17 protein-coding genes and 1 pseudogene are annotated in these 18,751 nt (G+C 70.9%); 3 read left to right on the top strand and 15 right to left on the bottom strand.

What is annotated here, in order from left to right; translation table 11 throughout:
- The 8 genes and pseudogenes from VJN29_RS13610 to VJN29_RS13640 all read right to left on the bottom strand — a co-directional run.
- A partial coding sequence (locus tag VJN29_RS13610; protein ID WP_324144169.1) for a PfkB family carbohydrate kinase occupies positions 1–804 on the bottom strand: 804 nt, incomplete at its 3' end.
- Entirely contained in the window at positions 801–1,412 is a 612-nt protein-coding gene (locus VJN29_RS20380) for a D-sedoheptulose-7-phosphate isomerase (protein WP_414654371.1), read from the bottom strand. The genes VJN29_RS13610 and VJN29_RS20380, both read right to left, overlap by 4 nt.
- Before the next feature lie 48 nt (positions 1,413–1,460).
- Positions 1,461–2,705: pseudogene (locus VJN29_RS13615) on the bottom strand (glycosyltransferase); the annotation flags it as partial.
- Positions 2,702–3,679 carry a glycosyltransferase gene (locus tag VJN29_RS13620; RefSeq protein WP_324144171.1) on the bottom strand — a complete coding sequence of 326 codons (978 nt, stop codon included), beginning with the start codon at positions 3,677–3,679 and terminating at the stop codon, positions 2,702–2,704. The gene VJN29_RS13620 and the pseudogene VJN29_RS13615, both read right to left, overlap by 4 nt.
- Entirely contained in the window at positions 3,676–4,806 is a 1,131-nt protein-coding gene (locus VJN29_RS13625) for a glycosyltransferase family 9 protein (protein ID WP_324144172.1), read from the bottom strand. Before VJN29_RS13625 ends, VJN29_RS13620 begins: the two co-directional genes overlap by 4 nt.
- Positions 4,799–6,337, bottom strand: a complete 1,539-nt coding sequence (locus tag VJN29_RS13630; protein ID WP_324144173.1) for an HAD-IIIA family hydrolase — start codon at positions 6,335–6,337, stop codon at positions 4,799–4,801. Before VJN29_RS13630 ends, VJN29_RS13625 begins: the two co-directional genes overlap by 8 nt.
- Positions 6,334–8,010 carry a carbamoyltransferase family protein gene (locus VJN29_RS13635; RefSeq protein ID WP_324144192.1) on the bottom strand — a complete coding sequence of 559 codons (1,677 nt, stop codon included), beginning with the start codon at positions 8,008–8,010 and terminating at the stop codon, positions 6,334–6,336. Before VJN29_RS13635 ends, VJN29_RS13630 begins: the two co-directional genes overlap by 4 nt.
- Positions 8,011–8,155: 145 nt before the next feature.
- Entirely contained in the window at positions 8,156–9,004 is an 849-nt protein-coding gene (locus VJN29_RS13640; RefSeq protein ID WP_324144174.1) for an LLM class F420-dependent oxidoreductase, read from the bottom strand.
- A gap of 114 nt (positions 9,005–9,118) precedes the next feature.
- Between VJN29_RS13640 and VJN29_RS13645 the strand changes: the two genes are divergently transcribed.
- Complete coding sequence (locus VJN29_RS13645; protein ID WP_324144175.1) at positions 9,119–11,671, top strand: DEAD/DEAH box helicase; 2,553 nt, start codon at positions 9,119–9,121, stop codon at positions 11,669–11,671.
- Here VJN29_RS13645 and VJN29_RS13650 read toward each other — a convergent pair.
- Positions 11,668–12,639: a zinc-binding dehydrogenase gene (locus tag VJN29_RS13650; RefSeq protein ID WP_324144176.1), complete on the bottom strand. Its 972-nt coding sequence runs from the start codon at positions 12,637–12,639 to the stop codon at positions 11,668–11,670. The two genes, VJN29_RS13645 and VJN29_RS13650, sit on opposite strands and share 4 nt — an antisense overlap.
- 139 nt (positions 12,640–12,778) lie before the next feature.
- Here VJN29_RS13650 and VJN29_RS13655 point away from each other — a divergent pair, with 139 nt between their 5' ends.
- The gene (locus VJN29_RS13655; RefSeq protein WP_324144177.1) at positions 12,779–13,543 is read left to right on the top strand and encodes a DUF1206 domain-containing protein; all 765 of its coding nucleotides are present in this window, start codon (positions 12,779–12,781) and stop codon (positions 13,541–13,543) included.
- Between the two features lie 7 nt (positions 13,544–13,550).
- Here the strand turns inward: VJN29_RS13655 and VJN29_RS13660 are convergent, their stop codons facing one another.
- The 5 genes from VJN29_RS13660 to VJN29_RS13680 all read right to left on the bottom strand — a co-directional run bounded on the left by VJN29_RS13660 (position 13,551) and on the right by VJN29_RS13680 (position 17,977).
- Positions 13,551–14,243, bottom strand: coding sequence for a phosphatase PAP2 family protein (locus VJN29_RS13660; RefSeq protein ID WP_324144178.1), 693 nt, complete (start codon positions 14,241–14,243; stop codon positions 13,551–13,553).
- Positions 14,233–14,955, bottom strand: a complete 723-nt coding sequence (locus VJN29_RS13665; protein ID WP_324144179.1) for a phosphatase PAP2 family protein — start codon at positions 14,953–14,955, stop codon at positions 14,233–14,235. Before VJN29_RS13665 ends, VJN29_RS13660 begins: the two co-directional genes overlap by 11 nt.
- Before the next feature lie 67 nt (positions 14,956–15,022).
- Complete coding sequence (locus tag VJN29_RS13670) at positions 15,023–15,955, bottom strand: diacylglycerol/lipid kinase family protein (protein WP_324144180.1); 933 nt, start codon at positions 15,953–15,955, stop codon at positions 15,023–15,025.
- A gap of 69 nt (positions 15,956–16,024) precedes the next feature.
- Positions 16,025–16,594 carry a type 1 glutamine amidotransferase domain-containing protein gene (locus VJN29_RS13675; RefSeq protein ID WP_324144181.1) on the bottom strand — a complete coding sequence of 190 codons (570 nt, stop codon included), beginning with the start codon at positions 16,592–16,594 and terminating at the stop codon, positions 16,025–16,027.
- Positions 16,595–16,717: 123 nt separating this feature from the next.
- The gene (locus VJN29_RS13680; RefSeq protein ID WP_324144182.1) at positions 16,718–17,977 is read right to left on the bottom strand and encodes a hypothetical protein; all 1,260 of its coding nucleotides are present in this window, start codon (positions 17,975–17,977) and stop codon (positions 16,718–16,720) included.
- Between the two features lie 25 nt (positions 17,978–18,002).
- Here VJN29_RS13680 and VJN29_RS13685 point away from each other — a divergent pair, with 25 nt between their 5' ends.
- A complete protein-coding gene (locus VJN29_RS13685) occupies positions 18,003–18,164 on the top strand; it encodes a hypothetical protein (protein WP_324144183.1) in 162 nt (53 codons plus the stop codon).
- A gap of 24 nt (positions 18,165–18,188) precedes the next feature.
- On the opposite strand, the gene VJN29_RS13690 is transcribed toward VJN29_RS13685, so the two are convergent.
- The gene (locus VJN29_RS13690; protein WP_324144184.1) at positions 18,189–18,710 is read right to left on the bottom strand and encodes a DUF4395 domain-containing protein; all 522 of its coding nucleotides are present in this window, start codon (positions 18,708–18,710) and stop codon (positions 18,189–18,191) included.
- Between the last annotated feature and the right edge of the window lie 41 nt (positions 18,711–18,751).

Consider the following 18,751-nt stretch of genomic DNA (forward strand, 5'->3'; position numbering starts at 1 on the left):
CTCCCGCCCCCGCGCCAGGGCGGCGGCCACGGCCGATGCATAACGGTCCCCCGCACCGCACGAGTCACCGTCGTGGCACTCGCGGGCCGGAATCCTCACCACGTCGCCTCCCGCTCGAGCGAGCCAGACTCCATCGGCCCCAACCGTGACCGACACCGCAGCGCAGCGCCATCGCCGCAGGAGCTCGGCTGCGAGGTCGGGCGGACGGGCGACCGACCGCCCACTGACCGCCGCCGCCTCCGCCGCATTGGGCGTCACGAGGGCGCAGCCGGGGACGGGCGGGGCGCCGCGCGGATGCGGGTCCCAGATCACGGGCACGTGCGCTGCCCGGCGAGCGAGAGCTCGCCGCAGCGGTTCCAGAGCGCTGGTTCCAGCGCCATAGCAGGAGACGAGGATCGCGTCGGCTTCCTCCAGCGCATTCAGGGCCTGCACCGGCAGGTCACCGCGGGGCGTGGCCGGTCCACCTTCGTCGAGCCGGGCCACGACCTGGTCCGCGATCCGGATCCGGCACTTCGTCCGGGTCGCCCCCTCGTGCCCGAGGGCGACGAGCCGGACCCCTGCAGCATCGAGTCCCGCCCGAACCCGCTCCCCTGCCGCGTCGTCCGCGGCGGGGCTGATGAGCGTGACCGTGACGTCCCCGCCCGCCCCCAGCACGGCAGCGAGCCCGGCTCCGCCCGGCCCCTCGTCGACCCGCTCGACGTCGATGACGGGAGCCGGCGCGTCGGGACACAGCCGCGTGGTCGAGCCCACGACCTCTCGGTCGAGGACGACGTCGCCGACGACGACGAGGTTCGCCCGGCTCACGACGTCCTCCGGACAGGGGCGCCCTCGAGCATCGACCGCGCCGCAAGGACGCTGTCCATGGCCGCGCAGAGCGCGTGAATGATGACGAGGTGGACCTCCTGGACGGCGGCGGTCGACCCGGCCGGTACGGCGATGGCACTGTCCGCCATCGCGGCGAGCGGGTTCGGGGCCGGTCCGGTCAGTGCCCAGACGGTCAGCCCGACGTCGTGGGCCCGCTTGGCAGCGTGCAGCACGTTGCTGCTCGCACCGCTCGTCGACAACAGGATGACGATGTCACCTGGTCGTCCATGCGCCTCCACCTGGCGGGCGAACATCTCGTCGCCCCCGTAGTCGTTGAGGATCGCGGTCAGGCTCGACGACTCAGCGTGGAGCGAGATCGCCGACAGCGGACGTCGCTCCGTCAGGAACCGGCCGACCAGCTCGGCGGTGAGATGCTGCGCCTCGGCTGCGCTGCCGCCGTTGCCCGCGGCGAGCACTCGCCCCCCGTCGGGGAGAGATCGGGCGAGCTGTTCGCCCCACGACTGGATGAGCGGCCAGGCGCTCTCGACCTCCGCGAGACCGTCCCCCAGCTCGCGCTCATGACGCTCGAGCCACGAATGGCCCAGCACCGCGTCCCCCCAGTCAGCGGGGAGCTCCGAGGCGTGCGGGACCGGTACCGCGCTCGCGCTCTTCGCGCTGCGCGCCACGTCGGCGAGGATCTGCTCGGTGGACGCGGCCACGATCGACCAGTCGAAGCGCTGGAGTGCACGGCGTCGCGCCTCGGCGCCCATCCGGGCCCGGGCGGCAGGATCGGCCAGCAGCTCGCGGACCACACGAGCGAGCGCACCCGGGTCCCCCGGCTCGACGAGTCGACCGGTCTGTCCGTCGACGACGGAGTCGAGCAGCCCTCCCACGGCGTGCCCGACGAGCGGCCGGCCACACGCCGCCGCCTCGAGCGGGGTGATCCCGAACGGCTCGTACCACGGGGTCGAGAGGACGACATCGGCGCAGCGGTAGAGCTGGGGCATCTCGTCGTGGGCGATGCCGCCGATCAGGCGGACCCGGTCGGCAACCCCTGCCTCGCGGGCGACCTCGAGCAGGCGCTGTGCCTCCGGATCCTCCTGGATGTGGCCCTCGTCGGGGCCTCCGGCGATGGTGAGCTCGGCCTCCGGGATGTCCGCGAGGGCCCTGATGACGGTGTCGCACCCCTTCCGGGGCACGAGCCGGCCAACGACGAGCAGACGCGCCGGGCGCTTGCCCGTGCGGGCGCCCAGAGCGCCGGGGGCACCAGCCTCGTGGACCTCGTGGGCATCGTTGCCGGGGCGGAACAGCGCGGTGTCGACGCCGCACGGGACGACGCGCGCCCGGTGCACCGGAGCGCCCATGGCGCCGAGCTCGGCAACCTCGTCGGAGCAGGTCGCGATGATCCGGTCGACCTGCCAGGCGAGCTGGCGCTCGAGATCGATCCGGTCCGCAGGGCTGGTGTCGTCCATGCCCTGATGGCGCTGCTTGACCGTCCCCAGGGCGTGGAAGGTCTGGGCGACCGGGACGCCGAGCGCCCGGGCGGCCTGGACCGTCGCCAACCCGGACATCCAGAAGTGGGCGTGGGCCACGTCGGGCAGGCCCCGGGCCCGCCAGTCATGCTCGAGCCAGCGGCCGAACTCCGCCATGAAGGGGAGCAGCTCGTCCTTGGGCACCCGTCGTGGCGGCCCGGCCGGGACGTGCACCACCGTGACTCCGGGCGCGAGGTGAACCCGCTCGGCGAGGGACTCGTCGTCCCGCCGGGTGTAGACGCAGACGTCGTGGCCCCGCTGCCCGAGGTGCCGGGCGAGGGCGTTCACGTGCACGTTCTGGCCTCCGGCATCGACGCCGCCGAGCACCGCCAGCGGACTGGCGTGCTCCGAGATGAGGGCGATCTTCACGAGGTCACCTCCTTGAGGACGCGGTCCCAGCTGTCCAGGAACCGATCGAGGGAATAGCGGGAGAGGACGTGGGCGCGGGCAGCTGCACCGTGCCGCCGCGCGGCGGCCGGGTCGTCGAGCCACTCCTGTGCGGCGGCGTGCAACCGGGAAAGGTCGTTGGAGATGACGCCGGCCCCGGGCGGCACCGCCTCCGGGGCCTCGGTCGTCGACAGGGCGAGAACGGGCAGGCCGAGCGCCATGGCCTCGAGCATGGCGAGCCCGAGGCTCGTCCACCGGTAGGGATGGAGGTAGGCGCGATGCCCGCCCAGCGCTGTGTGCAGCTCCGCCTGGCTCAGGTCGTGGGTGCGTCCGGTCAGGTCGACTCCGCGTTCCCGCGCCACTCCCATCAGCGCGTCCGTCTGCATCCCGTAGACGTGCACCGGGACGTGCCGCGCCAGCCGGAGCAGCAGGTCCGTGCCGGCGACACGCCACCGACGTACTGGCTCGTTGACGACCGCCGCGACGCTGGGGTCCTCGCCGGAGTAGCGGTACCCGGGGTCGGCGATGCCGTGCTCGACGACAAAGACCTCATGGTCACCGCAGTCCCACGCCATCGCGTTGAAGTACGTGACATGGACAACGGGTATGCCGCTGAGCCGGCTCTCGCGGGTGACCGCGTGCCGGGTGCCCACTGGCGTCTCAGCCGGCGTGTTGTGCTCGAGGTACACGGCCGGCACGTCCACGCCGACCCGCAGACCCGTCCACTGCTCGACAAGACCTGCCTCATGAGGACGCTGCAGGACCACAACGTCGAAGGCCTCGTCGCGCAGTCCGGGGACGGGCACCTCCCGGGCGCTGGCCGGCCAGTCCCAGGTCTGGGCTCGGCCGCGGCCGTCGGCGTCGCGATCCGGTGTCAGGGGGATGACGTAGTCGTGTCCCCCCGAGACGAACGAGGTCATCCAGGAGCCGTGCACGTGCCAGGCGAGGATCCTCACGCGACCACCACCGAGTCATCCGACGAGCTCACCGACTGGAGTGACACCGGCCCCGCGAGCTCACGCACCGCGTCGACCACCGCCTGCGCGGTAATGCCTGACAGGCAAGGGTGCCCGTCGATCGGGCACTCGCGTGCACGAGAGCCGCGACAGTCGGCGCGCTGGTCGCCCAGGACTCGGCACGGCACTCCCCACGGACCCCATCGCTCCATCGGCACCACCGGTGCGAAGAGGCTCACCACGGGCGTGCCCACCGCGGCCGCGAGATGCGCCGGCCCCGAGTTGACGGTCACGACACACCGAGCGCCGGCCAACGCCTGAGCCAGCTCCGCGAAGGTGGTCCGCCCGCGCAGGTCAGTGACTGACTCGGGGCCGACCGGCGCGAACGAGCCGACACCGTGCGACGGGTCAGCGGGCGCGGAGACGGCTCCTGTGAGGACCACCTGCCAGCCGGCAGCGACGAGGGCGCCCACCAGCCCGACGGCCTGCGCGTCCGAGATCGAGCGAGAGGGGACCGAGGCGGTCGGGTGCACCACCACGTAGGGCCGCGGCAGCGACAGCACGAGCCCGGTGGGACGACCCAGCGGGCGCAGGCGCAGCCGGAGGTCGTCACCCTTCGGCAGCTCGTACCCCGCTGCCCGGGCCAGAGCCAGCGCCGCCGGCACCTCGTGCCCGCCCTCCGACCCCCCGGTGTCGGGTGACCCATCGGCCACACGACGATGCCGGACGTCGAGGAGGGAGCCGGCGTAGTCCTCGCTCGTGCCCACGACGCGTGGGATGCCGGCCAGCCGAGCGAGGAGCGCCATGGGCAGCGGGCTCTGGTGGAAGGAGGTGAAGATGACCGCCTCGTCGTAGCCGCCCTCCTTCAGCCGCTCGACAAGGGCGAGCAGGCCCGGGGAGTCGACGGGTGGCGGTTCGTAGCCGACCCACGGCGCGTCGAAGGTGATGACGTCGTCGATGCCGGGGAGCAGCTCGGCCGCGGGCGCGCCGGCTGGCGAGACGAGCAGGTCGAGGCGGCTCGCGCCGTTGCGCAGGGCGCGCAGTGCCGGCCCCATGAGCAGGACGTCTCCGAGGCTGTCGAGGCGGACGGCGAGCACCGCGCGGCTGGGTTGAGACAGTTCAGACACGGCCCCGCCCCCGTGCCAGGGCGACGTCGACCGCGGCGGACAGGGTCTGCGCCACCCACGGCGCCGACTCGATCTCCTCGGTCCTCGTCACGGGCGTGGGGACCAGGATCCCCGTCGCTCCCGCTGCGCGCGCCGCGAGGACGTCCGCCCCGATGTCGCCGATGACGACGCACCTCGTCGGGTCGACCCCGAGGCGCCGGGCCGCCGCGCGGACGAGTCCGGGCCGTGGCTTCCGACACTCGCAGCCGTCGTCGGGCCCGTGGTGGCAGACCTCCCATGCATCGAACGGCCCGATCGCCCGGTCGATCCGATCGTTGACGGCTCTCACGTCGTCCGCGCTGATCAGGCTCCGTGCCACGCCTGACTGGTTCGTGATGACTCCGACGCGAATTCCCTTGATGCGCAGGCGATCGACTGAATGGCGTGCGTCGGGCAGCGGGCGGACGTGCTCCGGGTTGCCGTTGTAGGGCACGTCCTCGACGAGCGTGCCGTCCCGGTCGAAGAGCACCGCCTCGACCGGAGGAGGCCACGGTTCGGCGTTGCGGTGCCGCCACCACCCGGTGAGGCGGTGGGCCACGGCGAGAGGCGGGATCACGGCGCTCGTCCAGGCCATCGTGGCGACCTCACGCGGCGTCCTCGGTCCCGGTGCGATGCGGCGCAGCATGAAGTCCCCGGTGAGCCCCAGCCAGGCTGCGGCGCCCAACGCCCCGATCCGGGTGCTGCGCATCCCCAGACCAGCCAGTCCTGCCGCCGCGGCCAGCGTCGTCGCCGCGTGCCAGGGCAGCCGACCGCGACCGGTCCCCGCGCGACGGCGCCAGTCCCTGCCATGGAGTCGGCGCATCAGCGCGTCGTCGATGTTGCCGCGCTGCACGCGCAGGCTCACCGACGAATCCGCCGGCCGCACCGGGTGCAGGACGTGCCGCTCTCCGGTCGTGAGCTGCCAGCCGGCCTCCCGAACGCGCAGTGCGAGGTCGGCGTCCTCGCGATAGGCCCTGGGGAAGCGCTCGTCGAAGCCGTCGACCTCCCACAGCGCTTCGGCCCGGTACGCCAGGTCGGCGGTGGCCCACTCGGCCCGCTCGAGACCAGCGGTTGACCGCTCCCAGTCGGTGGGCCGTCGCCCTTCGGGCAGGGGCACCCGGATCCGGCCCTGCACGCCGCCGACCCGGTCGCCGCCCGCTGCCGCGAGATCGTGCTGGAGCGCGAGCGCCCAGCCCTCCGGCACGACCACGTCGTCGTCGAGGAACGCGATCCACGGGGTCCGGGCCAGGCGTGCGCCGAGGTTGCGGGCCGCCGCTGGGCCCCGGCCGAGGCCCAGCACGATGCGCACGGAGACCCGGCTGGCGACCTCCTCGGGCACCTGGATCGCCGGGGTGGGTTCGGGGCGGTCGTCGACCACGATGACCTCGGCTGCCGTCAGCCCTTCCTGACGAGCGAGGCCCACGAGCAGCTCGGTCAGGGTGGGTCGCCCCACGGTGGGAATGACGACGGTGTGGTCTGTCGTCCCCCGAGCCAGGCCCACTTCTGCCGTCACGTCGACCCCTGCGCGGTGAGTGCGGCGCGGCGCACGAGGTGGCCACCCAGGACGAGCGCGTCGACCGGCGTCGATCCGAAGAGCTCGAGAGCGTCCCTCGGGGCGTCCACCATGGGACGTCCCGCGGTGTTCAGGCTCGTGTTGATGACGACGGGCAGGCCGGTCCGGCGCTCGAACTCCCGGATCACGCCGGCCAGTCGCGGCTGGCTCGCCGCGTCCACCGTCTGGATGCGGGCCGTGCCGTCGACGTGCACCACCGCCGGGATGCGGTCGACCCACTCGGGAGCGACCCGATGGACGAACAGCATGTAGGGACTCGGGATCGGTCCCTCGTGGAAGATCTCGGCGGCCCGGTCCAGGAGCACCATCGGCGCGACGGGCCGGAACTGCTCGCGGCCCTTGACGTCGTTGAGCCTCTCGAGGTTCGCGGCATGGCCGGGGTGCGCCAGCAGTGACCGGTGCCCGAGCGCACGTGGCCCGAACTCGCTCCGGCCGTCGAACCACGCGATGACCCCGTTGGCCGCCAGGATGTCCGCGACCTCGCCGGCCAGGTCATCCGGTGTGGTGAACGGCACCGCCGCCGTGCGCAGTGCGGCGGCCAGCTCCTCGTCGCTCCAGCCGCGCCCCAGTGCGGCCGTCGTGAAGGGCTCGGCGAGCGTCGAGCCGCCGTTGCCGCGGGCGAGGTCCGCCGTCAGCTGCAAGGCCGCGCCGAGGGACGTCCCCGCATCGCCGGCGGCGGGCTGCACCCACACGTCCTCGAACGGCGTCTCCCGCCACAGCCTGCTGTTGGCGACGCAGTTGAGCGCCACCCCGCCTGCGAGGCACAGAGTCCGGTCGCCGGTGCGCGCATGGAGCCATGTGGCGAGGTCCACGAGCACCTCTTCGAGCCGCGCCTGGACGCTGCAGGCGAGGTCGGCATGCGCCTCGGACCACTCGCCGTCGCCCTTGGGGCGCGCGGGCGCGAACTCCGACCACTCCGGGATGGGCGCCTCGAACCCTCCGGTCTCGGTGGCGACCAGGGTCTCCCGGAACCGGCCGAGGTGCCGCGGACGACCGTAGGACGCCAGGGCCATGACCTTGAACTCGTCGCTGGAGCGGAGGAAGCCGAGGTGCTCCGTCAGGGACTCGTAGAGCAGGCCGAGCGAGTGGGGCAGCTGCTGGGTCGCCAGCGTGTCCAGGCGCCCGTCCTCATAGCGGCCGGACAGGTGCGAGGCCTGCTCGCCTCGGCCGTCGAGCACGAGAACGCTGGACGGCCGGCCCCGCTGCGCGACCGGGGCGGCCAGGGCAGCCGACGCGGCATGGGCGACGTGGTGCGCGACGAAGCGCACCTTCGACCGGTCCAGGCCGGGCAGAGCGGACGCGATGAACTCTGGCGCGCGCTCGGCGTAGAGCCGCCTCAGGTGGTCCCAGGGGTCGTCGAGCCCCATGTCCTCCGCCGGCTTGGCCAGTTGCGGGTCGAAGGAGTACGCGACCGCATCGAGGTCCTGCGGCGCCAGGCCCGCGTGTTCGAGACACCAACGCATGGACAGCTCCGGCAGCTCCCAGGCCGAGAAGGGCACGGGCCGCTTGCCGTGCTTGCGCCGGCTGAACCGCTCCTCCTCCGCCGCGGCGACAAGACGTCCGTCGATGACGAGCGCGGCCGACGGGTCGTGGAACAGCGCGTTGACTCCCATCACTTTCACACCGAAGCGTTACCCATGCCCGCCGGATCAACGCGCCGACGCAGCATTCCTGTGAGAGTCCGTATGCCGCTGAGCTCGCTCCCAGCGCCAACGAGCAGTGCTCCTCGGGTTGAGTGAGAGCAGCGCCCGCGCACGACTATCCGAGGTCGCGGAGGCGGGGCAGCTGGGTCGTCAGCTCCTCCGCGATGGCGACCGGGTTCGGGCCGCTGACAATGAGCACGAAGTCGGTGATTCCGACCTCAACGAATGACGTGGCGGTTGCTGCAGCCTGGTCCACGGTGTCCGCGCCGACCCGGAGCTGGACCGATCGCCGGATCTCACCCGGATCCCGCCCGAGGTCTGCGCAGTGCTGGTCGAGGACCGCGGACGACGCGGCGACCTCGGCAGGAGAGCCACCCGCGGCGTTCCACACGTCCGCGTGCCGTGCGGCGATCCGGAGCGTACGTCGGGGCCCGGAACCACCGATCCAGATCGGCGGGTACGGCCGTTGGACGGGCTTGGGCTCGGCCACCGCATCCTGGAGCCGGTAGTGCTTGCCGGAAAAGCTCGTCCGCGGCTGGGTCCACAGCCCCCGGATGATCTGGAGGCTCTCCTCCAGCCGGTCGGCGCGGTCCTTCCGGGTGCCGAGGTCCAGCCCGAGCATGGTGTGCTCGTTCTCGGCCCAGCCGGCCCCGATGCCGAAGTCCAGGCGCCCGCCGGAGAGGTGGTCGACGGTGACCGCCATCTTCGCCAGCACCCCCGGATGGCGGTACGTGTTGCCCACGACGGCGCACCCGATCCTCGTGCGTGCCGTCACCTGGGCCATGGCCGCGAGCAACGTCCAGGTCTCGAAGATGTCTCCGTCATCCCGCGGCCCCAGCGTGGCGAAGTGATCCATGACCCAGCAGCTGTCGAAGCCTCCCTCGTCGGCGACCCGCCAGAGGTCACGCAGCTGGTCGATGGTCGCGTCCTGGCTGAGCTTGAGCCCGAAGCGTAGTGAGGTCACCCACCAGTCATACCCGATGCCGCCGGGCACTGGCCTCTGCGCAGGCGCCGAGAGAGGTGTCGGGGAGCCAGCCCAGCGGCATACGGCATCGCCTTGAGGCGGCATACTCGCGGGGTGAAGAACCTCAACGAGCGGATTCCGTCGAACCCGGATCCCGATGCTCTCTACGAGGCCTTCACCGGCTGGGCGGCGGAGCAGGGCCTGATGCTCTACCCGCACCAGGACGAGGCGTTCCTCGAGGTTCTGGGCGGCAGCAACGTCATCCTCTCGACGCCGACCGGGTCGGGGAAGTCGCTGGTCGCGACGGCCGCGCACTTCACGGCCCTCGCTGAGGACCGGGTCTCCTTCTACACGGCCCCTGTCAAGGCGCTCGTGTCCGAGAAGTTCTTCGCCCTCGTCGACCAGTTCGGCGCCGAGAACGTCGGGATGATCACCGGCGATGCGTCGGTCAACTCCGACGCCCCCATCATCTGCTGCACGGCCGAGATCCTCGCCAACCTCGCCCTGCGCGAGGGGGCGGCCGCCGATGTCGGCCTCGTCATCATGGACGAGTTCCACTTCTACTCGGAGCCGGATCGCGGCTGGGCCTGGCAGGTGCCGATCCTCGAGCTCCCACAGGTCCAGTTCATCCTCATGTCTGCGACCCTCGGCGACGTGACCATGTTCCGGGACGACCTCACCCGGCGGAGCGGACGGGCCACCGCGGTCATCACCGGTACCGAACGGCCTGTTCCCCTCGAGTTCTCCTACGCCGAGACCCCGGTCAACGAGACCATCGAGGAGCTGCTCGAGCGCGACCGGGCGCCTGTCTACGTCGTGCACTTCACGCAGGCCGCCGCGCTCGAGCGCGCCCAGGCCCTGGTGGGCGCGCGGATCACGACGCGCCAGGAACGGGACGCGATCGCCGACCGGATCGGTGGCTTCCGCTTCGGGGCCGGCTTCGGGCGGACCCTGTCACGGCTCGTGCGCCACGGCATCGGCGTGCACCACGCGGGGATGCTGCCGAAGTACCGCCGCCTCGTCGAGCAGCTCGCGCAGGACGGCCTGCTCAAGGTCATCTGCGGCACCGACACGCTCGGCGTCGGGATCAACGTGCCGATCCGGACCGTCCTGCTCACGGGGCTGACGAAGTTCGACGGGACGAAGCAGCGGCTGCTCAAGGCCCGCGAGTTCCACCAGATCGTCGGGCGGGCCGGCCGGGCGGGTTTCGACGTGCGTGGCTGGGTCGTCGCGCAGGCGCCGGAACACGTCATCGAGAACCTCCGTGCCCTCGAGAAGGCAGGCGACGACCCCAAGAAGCAGCGAAAGGTCCAGCGCAAGAAGGCGCCCGAGGGTTTCGTGAGCTGGTCACGCGAGACGTTCGAGCGGCTGATCGCCGCCGAGCCGGAGCCGCTCCAGCCCAGGCTGCGGATGTCCCACGCGGTGCTCATCAACCTCCTTGCCAGAGAGGGAAATCCGGTCGCGCATGCCGTCCGTCTCATCAGGGAGAGCCACCATGACGACAAGGACCAGCGACGGCTGGGGCGCCATGCGCTCGTGCTGGCCAGGGAGCTGCTGACGTCCGGCGTCGTCGAACGGCTGACCACCGCCGACGCGTCCGGGCGGCGTCATGCGCTGACGATCGACCTCCAGCGCGACTTCGCCCTCAACCAGCCGCTCGCGCCGTTCGCCCTTGCCGTGATGGACACGCTCGACCCGGAGTCGGAGACGTATGCCCGCGACATCGTGTCGGTCATCGAGGCGATCCTCGAGGACCCCCGACAGGTGCTCTGGGCCCAGGAGCACAGGGCCCGCGGAGAGGCCGTCGCAGCGATGAAGCTCGACGGCGTCGAGTACGAGGAGCGGATGGAGCGCCTCGAGGAGGTCACGTGGCCCAAACCCCTGGGAGAGCTGCTCGAGGCGATGCTCGCGACCTACCGGCAGACCCATCCGTGGGTCTCGGCCGATGCCCTGTCGCCGAAGTCGGTGGTCCGCGAGATGTACGAGCGCGGCATGACGTTCAACGAGCTCATCTCGGCCTACGGCCTCTCACGCTCCGAGGGCCTGGTGCTGCGCTACCTCAGCGACGCCTACCGGACCCTGCGGCACACCGTCCCCGAGTCCCACCGCAGGGACGAGCTCGACGACGTCATCGAGTGGCTCGGCGAGCTGGTCCGGCAGACCGACTCGAGCCTGCTCGACGAGTGGGAGGACCTCGTCAACCCGTCGGAGGCCCTGTCGACAGCACTGGCGCGGGCGGAGGTCTCGCCACCGACCCGGCCGATCACGGCCAACGAACGGGCGTTCACGGTGCTCATCCGCAACGCGATGTTCCACCGGGTCGAGCTCGCGTCGCGGGACCAGTGGGAGTCGCTCGGCCAGCTCGAGTCTCGCGTCGCCGAGCTGACCGACCCGCCGCAGAAGGTCGTCATGGACGCGCAGGCGTGGAACGACGCGCTCGGTGCCTACTATGACGAGCACGACTCGATCGCGACCGACCAGGAGGCCCGTTCGCCCTCCCTGCTGCAGGTCGAGAAGCTGCCCGAGCGGTGGCGCCTGCGGCAGGTCGTCGTCGACCCGGAGGGCGACCTCGACTGGGGCGTCACTGCGGAGATCGACCTCGCTGCGAGCGACGAGGCCAGCGCCGCGGTCCTCACGGTCACCGGCTTCGAGCGACTCGGCGGCTAGGGCAGCAGCACGACCTTGCCCATCGTCCGGCGCGACTCGAGGTCGGAGTGGGCCCGGGCCGCCTCGTCGAGCGGGTAGGTCGTCACCAACGGTGTCCAGTGTCCCGTGGCCACCCGTTCGAGGGCCCGGCTCGCAAGGCCCGGAATCCCACCCGGCAGGGCAAGCATCCGCGCTCCGAGGGACCACGACACGGTGAGCGCCCGCTCGACGACGTCCGCCGTCGTGAACTCGGTCGGCTCTCCCGACGAGTACCCGAACATGACGAGGCGACCACCGGGCCGCATCAGCTCGAGCGTCCGCCGGCCGACGTCGCCACCGACCCCGTCATAGCCCACGCTGACCTCGCCGACCGCCTCACGCACTCGCTCGTCCCAGCCGTCCTCGCTGTAGTCTCCGACGTGCGACAGACCGAGCGTCCGCAGTCGCTCGACCTTCTCGCGGCTCCCGGCCAGCGCCACCACGGCCGCGCCGGCATCTCTCGCGCTCTGGGCCAGAAGCCAGCCGAGGCCTCCCGCCGCCGAGGGAATGAGCACCGTGTCGGTGGGCCCGACCGGCTCGCTCTCGAGAATGCCCATGGCGGTCCGACCGGTGCCGACCGCCGCGATGGCTTCCGGGAAGTCGACGTCGTCGGGCAGGCCGAAGAGCTTTCCGGGATCGGTGACCGCCTGCGATGCATAGCCGCCGGGGACCATCCCGAGGTGGGCCACGATGCGCCGTCCGAGCCATTCGGGTGGCACCTCGGAGCCGATCGCGTCGACGACCCCGGCCACCTCCCGGCCGGGAATGGTGGGCAGCTCCGGCGGTGGCATCGGCCCGGGCTTCCCCCAACGCAAGGTCGTGTCGAGGAGGTGCACGCCACTCGCCTCGACGGCGATGCGCACCTGTCCCGGCTCAGGCATGAGGTCGGGCAGGTCCTCAGGCATGAGGTTCTCCGCTGGGCCGAACTCCTGAAGTCTGATCGCTCGCACACCCTCAGGCAACAACGTGAAGCCGACTTGAGATCCAGTCATTTTCGAGCGCAAACCGCGGCGCGCGGGTAAGGGAAGGTCAAACACGGCGAAAGGACGTTCCACGATGACGAACATGGACGCGGGTCAGGTCAGAAGCGTGGCCCGACGAGCAGAGAACCAAGACGCACTCCTGATGGCGGCTCGGGTGGGATACGCCATCAACGGCGTGCTGCACCTGCTCATCGGCTGGATCGCCCTCTCGCTCGCCTGGCGCTTGGGCGCATCCGAGAGCGCGGACCAGTCGGGGGCGCTCGGCGCACTGGCCTCGAACACGTTCGGGCGGTTCCTGCTCTGGGTCGCCGTCGTCGGCTGGCTCGGCCTCGGCCTGTGGCATCTCCTCCAAGCCGTGCTCAGCCGCGGTGAGGTGAAGGACCGGCTCAAGTACGCCGCCAAGGGCCTCACCTACCTGGCACTGGCCTGGCTGGCGTTCGCGTTCGCCCGCGGGACCGGATCTTCCAGCTCGCAGCAGACGTCCGACTTCACTGCCAGCCTGATGAGCCAGCCGTTCGGGACTGCCCTCGTCATCCTCGTCGGCCTGGTCACCGTCGGCGTCGGCGTGTACCACATCCACAAGGGCTGGAAGCGGAAGTTCCTCGCCGACCTCCAGGAGCAGCCGGGCGAGACGGTCGAGAAGCTCGCCCGCTTCGGCTACATCGCCAAGGGCGTCGCCCTGATCGTCGTCGGCGGCCTCTTCGGGATCGCCGCGCTCGAGAACGACCCCGACGAGGCCACTGGCCTCGACGGGGCCCTCAAGACCCTCCTCGAGGCACCTGCCGGACAGTGGATCGTGACCCTCGTCGCCCTGGGCTTCATCGCCTTCGCGGTCTACTCGTTCGTCCGAGCGAAGAAGGCTCGCGTCTGAAGCCTGCTCAGTCGCGGCGTCGTCTGAGCCAGTGCCAGGCCAGCAGGGCGCAGACGACGCCGTTGAGGACGCCGAGCAGGACGTCGGTCAGGTGGTGCATCCCGCGGTAGAGCCGCGCGTAGGACACGAGGATCGGCACGAGGATGCAGACCACGGTGACGAGCCGGCGCAGCCATATCCGCTCGATCCGTTGCGCCATGAAGGCGAAGGTCAGGAAGAGCGCCGTCGCGGCACCGACGTGGCCGCTGGGGTAGCTCGACGTCGGCGGCGCCGGGTCGAGCTTCTCGACATCGGGCCGCTCGCGTCCGACGATCCACGCCGCGATGACGAAGATCGTGGCCTGGATCGAGATGGCGATCGCGGGGATGGCGGCATACCACCACTGCCTCGTCCGCCAGAGGATGATCAGACTGATGACGGCGCAGGTGCCGATGATGATCTCGGTGTTGCCGAGGCGCGACCAGATGTCCGTCGTCGTGTCCCACAGCGCCGTCCGGGACCGGCCCTCCTGCAGCTCCCGGTTGACCGCCGCCTCGTCCTCGAGACCGCCGAAAGGCCCCATGATGAGCCAACCGGTCGAGACGATGGTGGCGAAGAGCACGAGACTGGGCCCGAGCACCCGGGCGGCGGCGTCCCGAACGGCCTCCCGCCCGCTGGGTCTGGACTCGTCACGCTGCCAGCGGTGGAGGTCAACGCTCATCGTCGTCACTTTCCTCAGGGGGTAGGGGGTTGAGCTCGTGCGGCTCGGGGCCCGCCGTGCCCTCGGGAGGCGGCGGGGCGTGGTGTTGGCTCGGGTTCCAGCCCAGGTAGCCGATGTAGGAGGCGATGCCGAGCCCGGCGCCGAAGACGAGTCCGGCGAGGACGTCCGAGGGGAAGTGCACCCCGAGGAAGACCCGGTCTGCCGCCGTGAGCAAGGCATACGCAGCCGCTCCGACGAGCACGACCCGACGAGCACGCGGCGAGAGGACCGGCCAGACGAGCAGCGTGACGATGGTCGCCACGGCGGCGGCGTTGGCGGCGTGGCCGGACGGGAAGCTGTAGCCCGGCGCGTGTGACACCGGGTCGCTCACCACGGGCCGGGCACGCTGGACGACCTCCTTGAGCAGCAGCTGGAGGTTCCACGCCACCATCATCGTGAGGAACGCCCACAGGGCCCGCGTCTTGAGCCCATGACGCCGCCAGATGACAACGCAGACGAGGGTCGCGGCGATGTACGGCCACTTGGGCTGGGTCAGCTCCTGCCAGACGACGAAGAACTGGCGCAGTCCGGGGTGCTCGCGGGTGAGGTTCGTGGCGGCAACGATGGCCTTCTCGTCCAGCTCGATGACTGGAAGGAACTTCTGTCGCACGAGGAAGGCGAGGGCCGTCACGGGGACGGCGAAGGCGAGTCCGTAGCCGGCCGCCTTGAGCATGCGACGACCTCTGCCGTATGCCGCTGAGCGCGCTTCCGGCGCAGGTGCAGCTCGGCGGGTGGCTTGGTCAGCCATGGCGCACCAGGAGGGACTGGGGGTCCACTCGGATGTCGAGGCGCCGGCGGGCGCCGATGGGGTCGCCGTCGATCTCGGCCTCGATCGGTCGCTCCGCCTCGATGGTGAACTCATGGCCGCGCATCCGGTCGAGGCGTTTGTGGCCGACCCGGTGCCGGCTGGCGATGTCAGCGACCACGGAGGCCCAGCCGAAGGCGCCGCGGGGAGCGATGACGACGGCGTCGAGCACGCCGTCGTCGACCTTGGCGTCCGGCATGAGCTCGAGCCCGCCCTGGAGCGTGCCACAGTTGCCGACGATGACGGTCCGGGCGTGTCGCCGGAGGCGGTCACCCGGCGCCCCGACGATGCCGCTTCCGCCGGACGAGCCGACGCGGACGGGGAAGCCGCGACCCATCAGGTTGCGGAACCCGGACATGACGTAGGCGGGCCACCCGAGCACTCCCTTCACCCGCTCGCTCGTGCCGGCCATGATCTCGCCGTCGAAGCCGAGCCCGGTCATGATGAGGAAGACCTCCTCCGGGTCGTCGTCGGCCGCGACGAACCCGACGTCGATGGGCAGGTCCGACCCGCTGAGCAGCGGCTCCATCGCATGCTCGGTCGAGTCCACCGGTAGGTCGAGGTTGCGCGCCAGGAGGTTGCCGGTCCCACCGGGCAGGAGTCCCAGCGCGACGCCCGTGCCAACGAGCGCCGTTGCGACGGCACGGACCGTACCGTCGCCCCCGAGGGTGGCAACCACGTCCGCGCCTGCCTCGACCGCCTCCCGCCCCTGCTTCTCGCCGGTCTCCTCGGGCGTCGTCTCGATCCACGTGGGCTGCTCCCAGCCGTGCCGTCGGCAGGCCTCGGCGACCACGCGCTGGTCAGCGTCGAGGTCCTCGACCTTCATCGGGTTGTAGACGACGGTGAGTCGTCGCCGAGCGTCCGGCATGCTGCATCTTCCTCGCTGGGGGGCACTGCACCTATGACGTACCCCAGCGAGTCGCCGGGTTATCGGAGGTCAGGAAGCCGAACCGGCCGCGGCGGTCGGCGCCGCTGCCGACCCGTGCTGGAGCGACTCGAGCAGCGCCGAGGTGAACTGCGGCAGGTCGTCGGGCTTGCGGCTCGTCGTGACGTTGCCGTCCTGGACGACCGTCTCGTCGACCCAGTCGCCCCCGGCGTTGCGGATGTCCGTCTTGAGGCTCGGCCACGAGGTGACCCTCCGTCCCGATACGACGTCGGCCTCGACGAGCATCCACGGCGCGTGACAGATGGCCGCGACCGGCTTGCCAGACGCGACGAACTCCTTGACGAGGGCGACCGCCTGCTGGTCCTGGCGGAGGGCGTCCGGGTTCGCCACGCCGCCCGGGAGGACGAGCGCGTCGAAGTCACCGACCCGGGCATCGGACACGGTCAGGTCGACCTGCTGCGTGTCGGCCTTGTCGAGGTGCGTGAACATCTGGACCGAGCCCGACTTCGGGCTGACGAGCACCGCCTCGTGACCGGCGTCCGTGACGGCCTTCCACGGCTCGGTCAGCTCGATCTGCTCGACCCCTTCGGCGGCGACGAGGAATGCGACCTTCTTGGACATCGGCTCATCCCTTTCGGTGAGTGGACGCCAGGGCAGGGCGTCGCTGGGTGCTGGTCATCGCGCCCTTACCCCGCCGGCCGCGGAGGTCACGGGGGCAGCAGAGCCAGCTCAGCGGCATACGGCCTAGTGCTTGGCGCCCAGCCGCGTCTCCTCTTCCCGCACCCACAGGCCGACCAAGCCCTGGAAGTGGGCCATGAAGCGGTCCCGCTCGTGCTCGGGATAGGTCAGGTCCACCGTGGTACGCAGCAGCTGGTGGAACGCCTCGCTCCGGAACCACTCGAGGGCGGCGGCATCGAAATGAGGCAGGTACTGCGCGCACCACTCGTCGTAGGCCGCGGTCTCGAAGTACTCGTCGGCGATCGCGAGGTAGGCGTCGAGCTTCTCCTCGTCGTTGAGGTCCTCGCGGTCGGCCACGTCGAAGTACCGCCGGGTCTCGAGGCCGACGGTCCTGGAGCGACGCCCGGTGACGAGGCAGTACGCCGACCAGCGCACGAGCGCCTTGATGGCCCAAGGGAAGTAGTAGTGCAGCGAGGTGACGGCCACGTCCGGGCAGGCGTTCGCGTAGTCGATGGGATAGACCTCGTCGCCCTTGACGAGCATCTCGCAGGAGTTGAACTCCCAGCTGAACAGGGCGTTGACGATCCTGCTGATGGCGGCCGTCTCGTGCCCGGCCCGCGGGCTGAGGAAGCCGTGGCTGACGGCGTAGCGGTTGTGCATCGGCTCGTCCGGGCGGAAGTTCATCACCATCGTCTCGGGGCCGATGGACAGCGCGCGCGCGAAGACGTCGTAGTCGATCGTCGCCTGCAGGTGCATGAGCATCTCGCCCGACGCGTCATAGGCGCGGACGAGGTCCTGCTCGTCGTCGATCCGGGAGACGCCACGCCAGCCGCCGCCGTCGAAGGGCTTCATGTAGAGCGGGTAGCCGAGGTCGTTCGCGACCTGCTTGAGGTCGAAGGGACGGTTGTACCTCGCGCTCGTGTAGGCCCAGCGGACGTTGTCGACCGGGTTCTTGTAGGGCACGAGGATGGTCTCCGGCACCTTGAGCCCGAGCCGCATGAGAACGCAGTAGGCGCTGTGCTTCTCCATCGCCTGAAAGGTGAACGGGCTGTTGAGCAGGTAGGTGTCGTTGACGAGCGCGGCCTTCTTGAGCCACTCGCGCGGGTGGTAGTACCAGTGGGCGAGCCGGTCGATGACGAGCTCGGTCCGGACCGGCTGGCGCAGGTCGAACGGCTCGATCGTCAGTCGCTCGGACGTCAGCTCATGCGTCACGCCATCCTCGGTCGTGATCGGTCCGACCAGCCCGAGCAGCGCTTCGAAGGCCGTCGGCCAGTCCTCCTCTGCACCGAGCAGCAAGCCGATGAGATGCGTGCGGTGGCCGGCCATGTGAGCCTCCTGTTCGATCGCCTGCGTGCCCCGATCCTTGCAGGAATGTCAACAGAAGTGGCCGTATGCCATCGAGTCGGCGCTCGAACCCGTTCTCGGCAGGCTCACCCGGGCCGCATCACCCGTCAGCCTCGACGGCTCTCCCCTCCCGCTGCGGGCACCGGGCGAGTACGGACCGCCGACCTGACGTGGCCTGACTGGGTACGTGCGCTCAGGAGACCGGGGTCCGCAGCGCCTGCGCCCGGCGACTGATGTCGGCACAGTCGAGGCAGACCTCCTCGGGGACGACCCCGATCCGCATGAGCTGGGCGAAGAGAACGCAGCCGACGCACAGGCCGAGGAGCGACTCGAGCGCGGGGAAGACCACCATGACCACCGTGATTCCGATGACGGCGACAAGCGGTCCCTCGGCGCCGGTTGCCACGGACAACCCGTAGGCGAGCGTTGCCGTCGCGGTGAGGGCGGCACCGATGGCAGCCGCGAAGCGCTTCGGCGGCCCCGCGGTGGGGCGCGGCGCGGCCGGCACGCGTGGTCGGACCCAGGACTGGACCATCCGCGCGACGGGGCTGCGGCGCGGCCCCAGCGTGGCGCGGAGCGTGAAGTCCACGGCGAGCAGCGACAGGAGCCACCACTGCTGACTGGCCAACGTGGCAACGGACACGAGGAGGACGACGGCCGCGATGAGTCGGACCGTCACGTCGTCGACGATGTCCGGGAAGGGCGAGGAGCGCATGTTCCATTATGCATTGCATAAGCACCGCTTATGAAATGCAT

Origin of the sequence: Intrasporangium sp., assembly GCF_035280925.1 — a bacterium.
In the GTDB taxonomy this organism is placed as follows: Bacteria; Actinomycetota; Actinomycetes; order Actinomycetales; family Dermatophilaceae; genus Intrasporangium.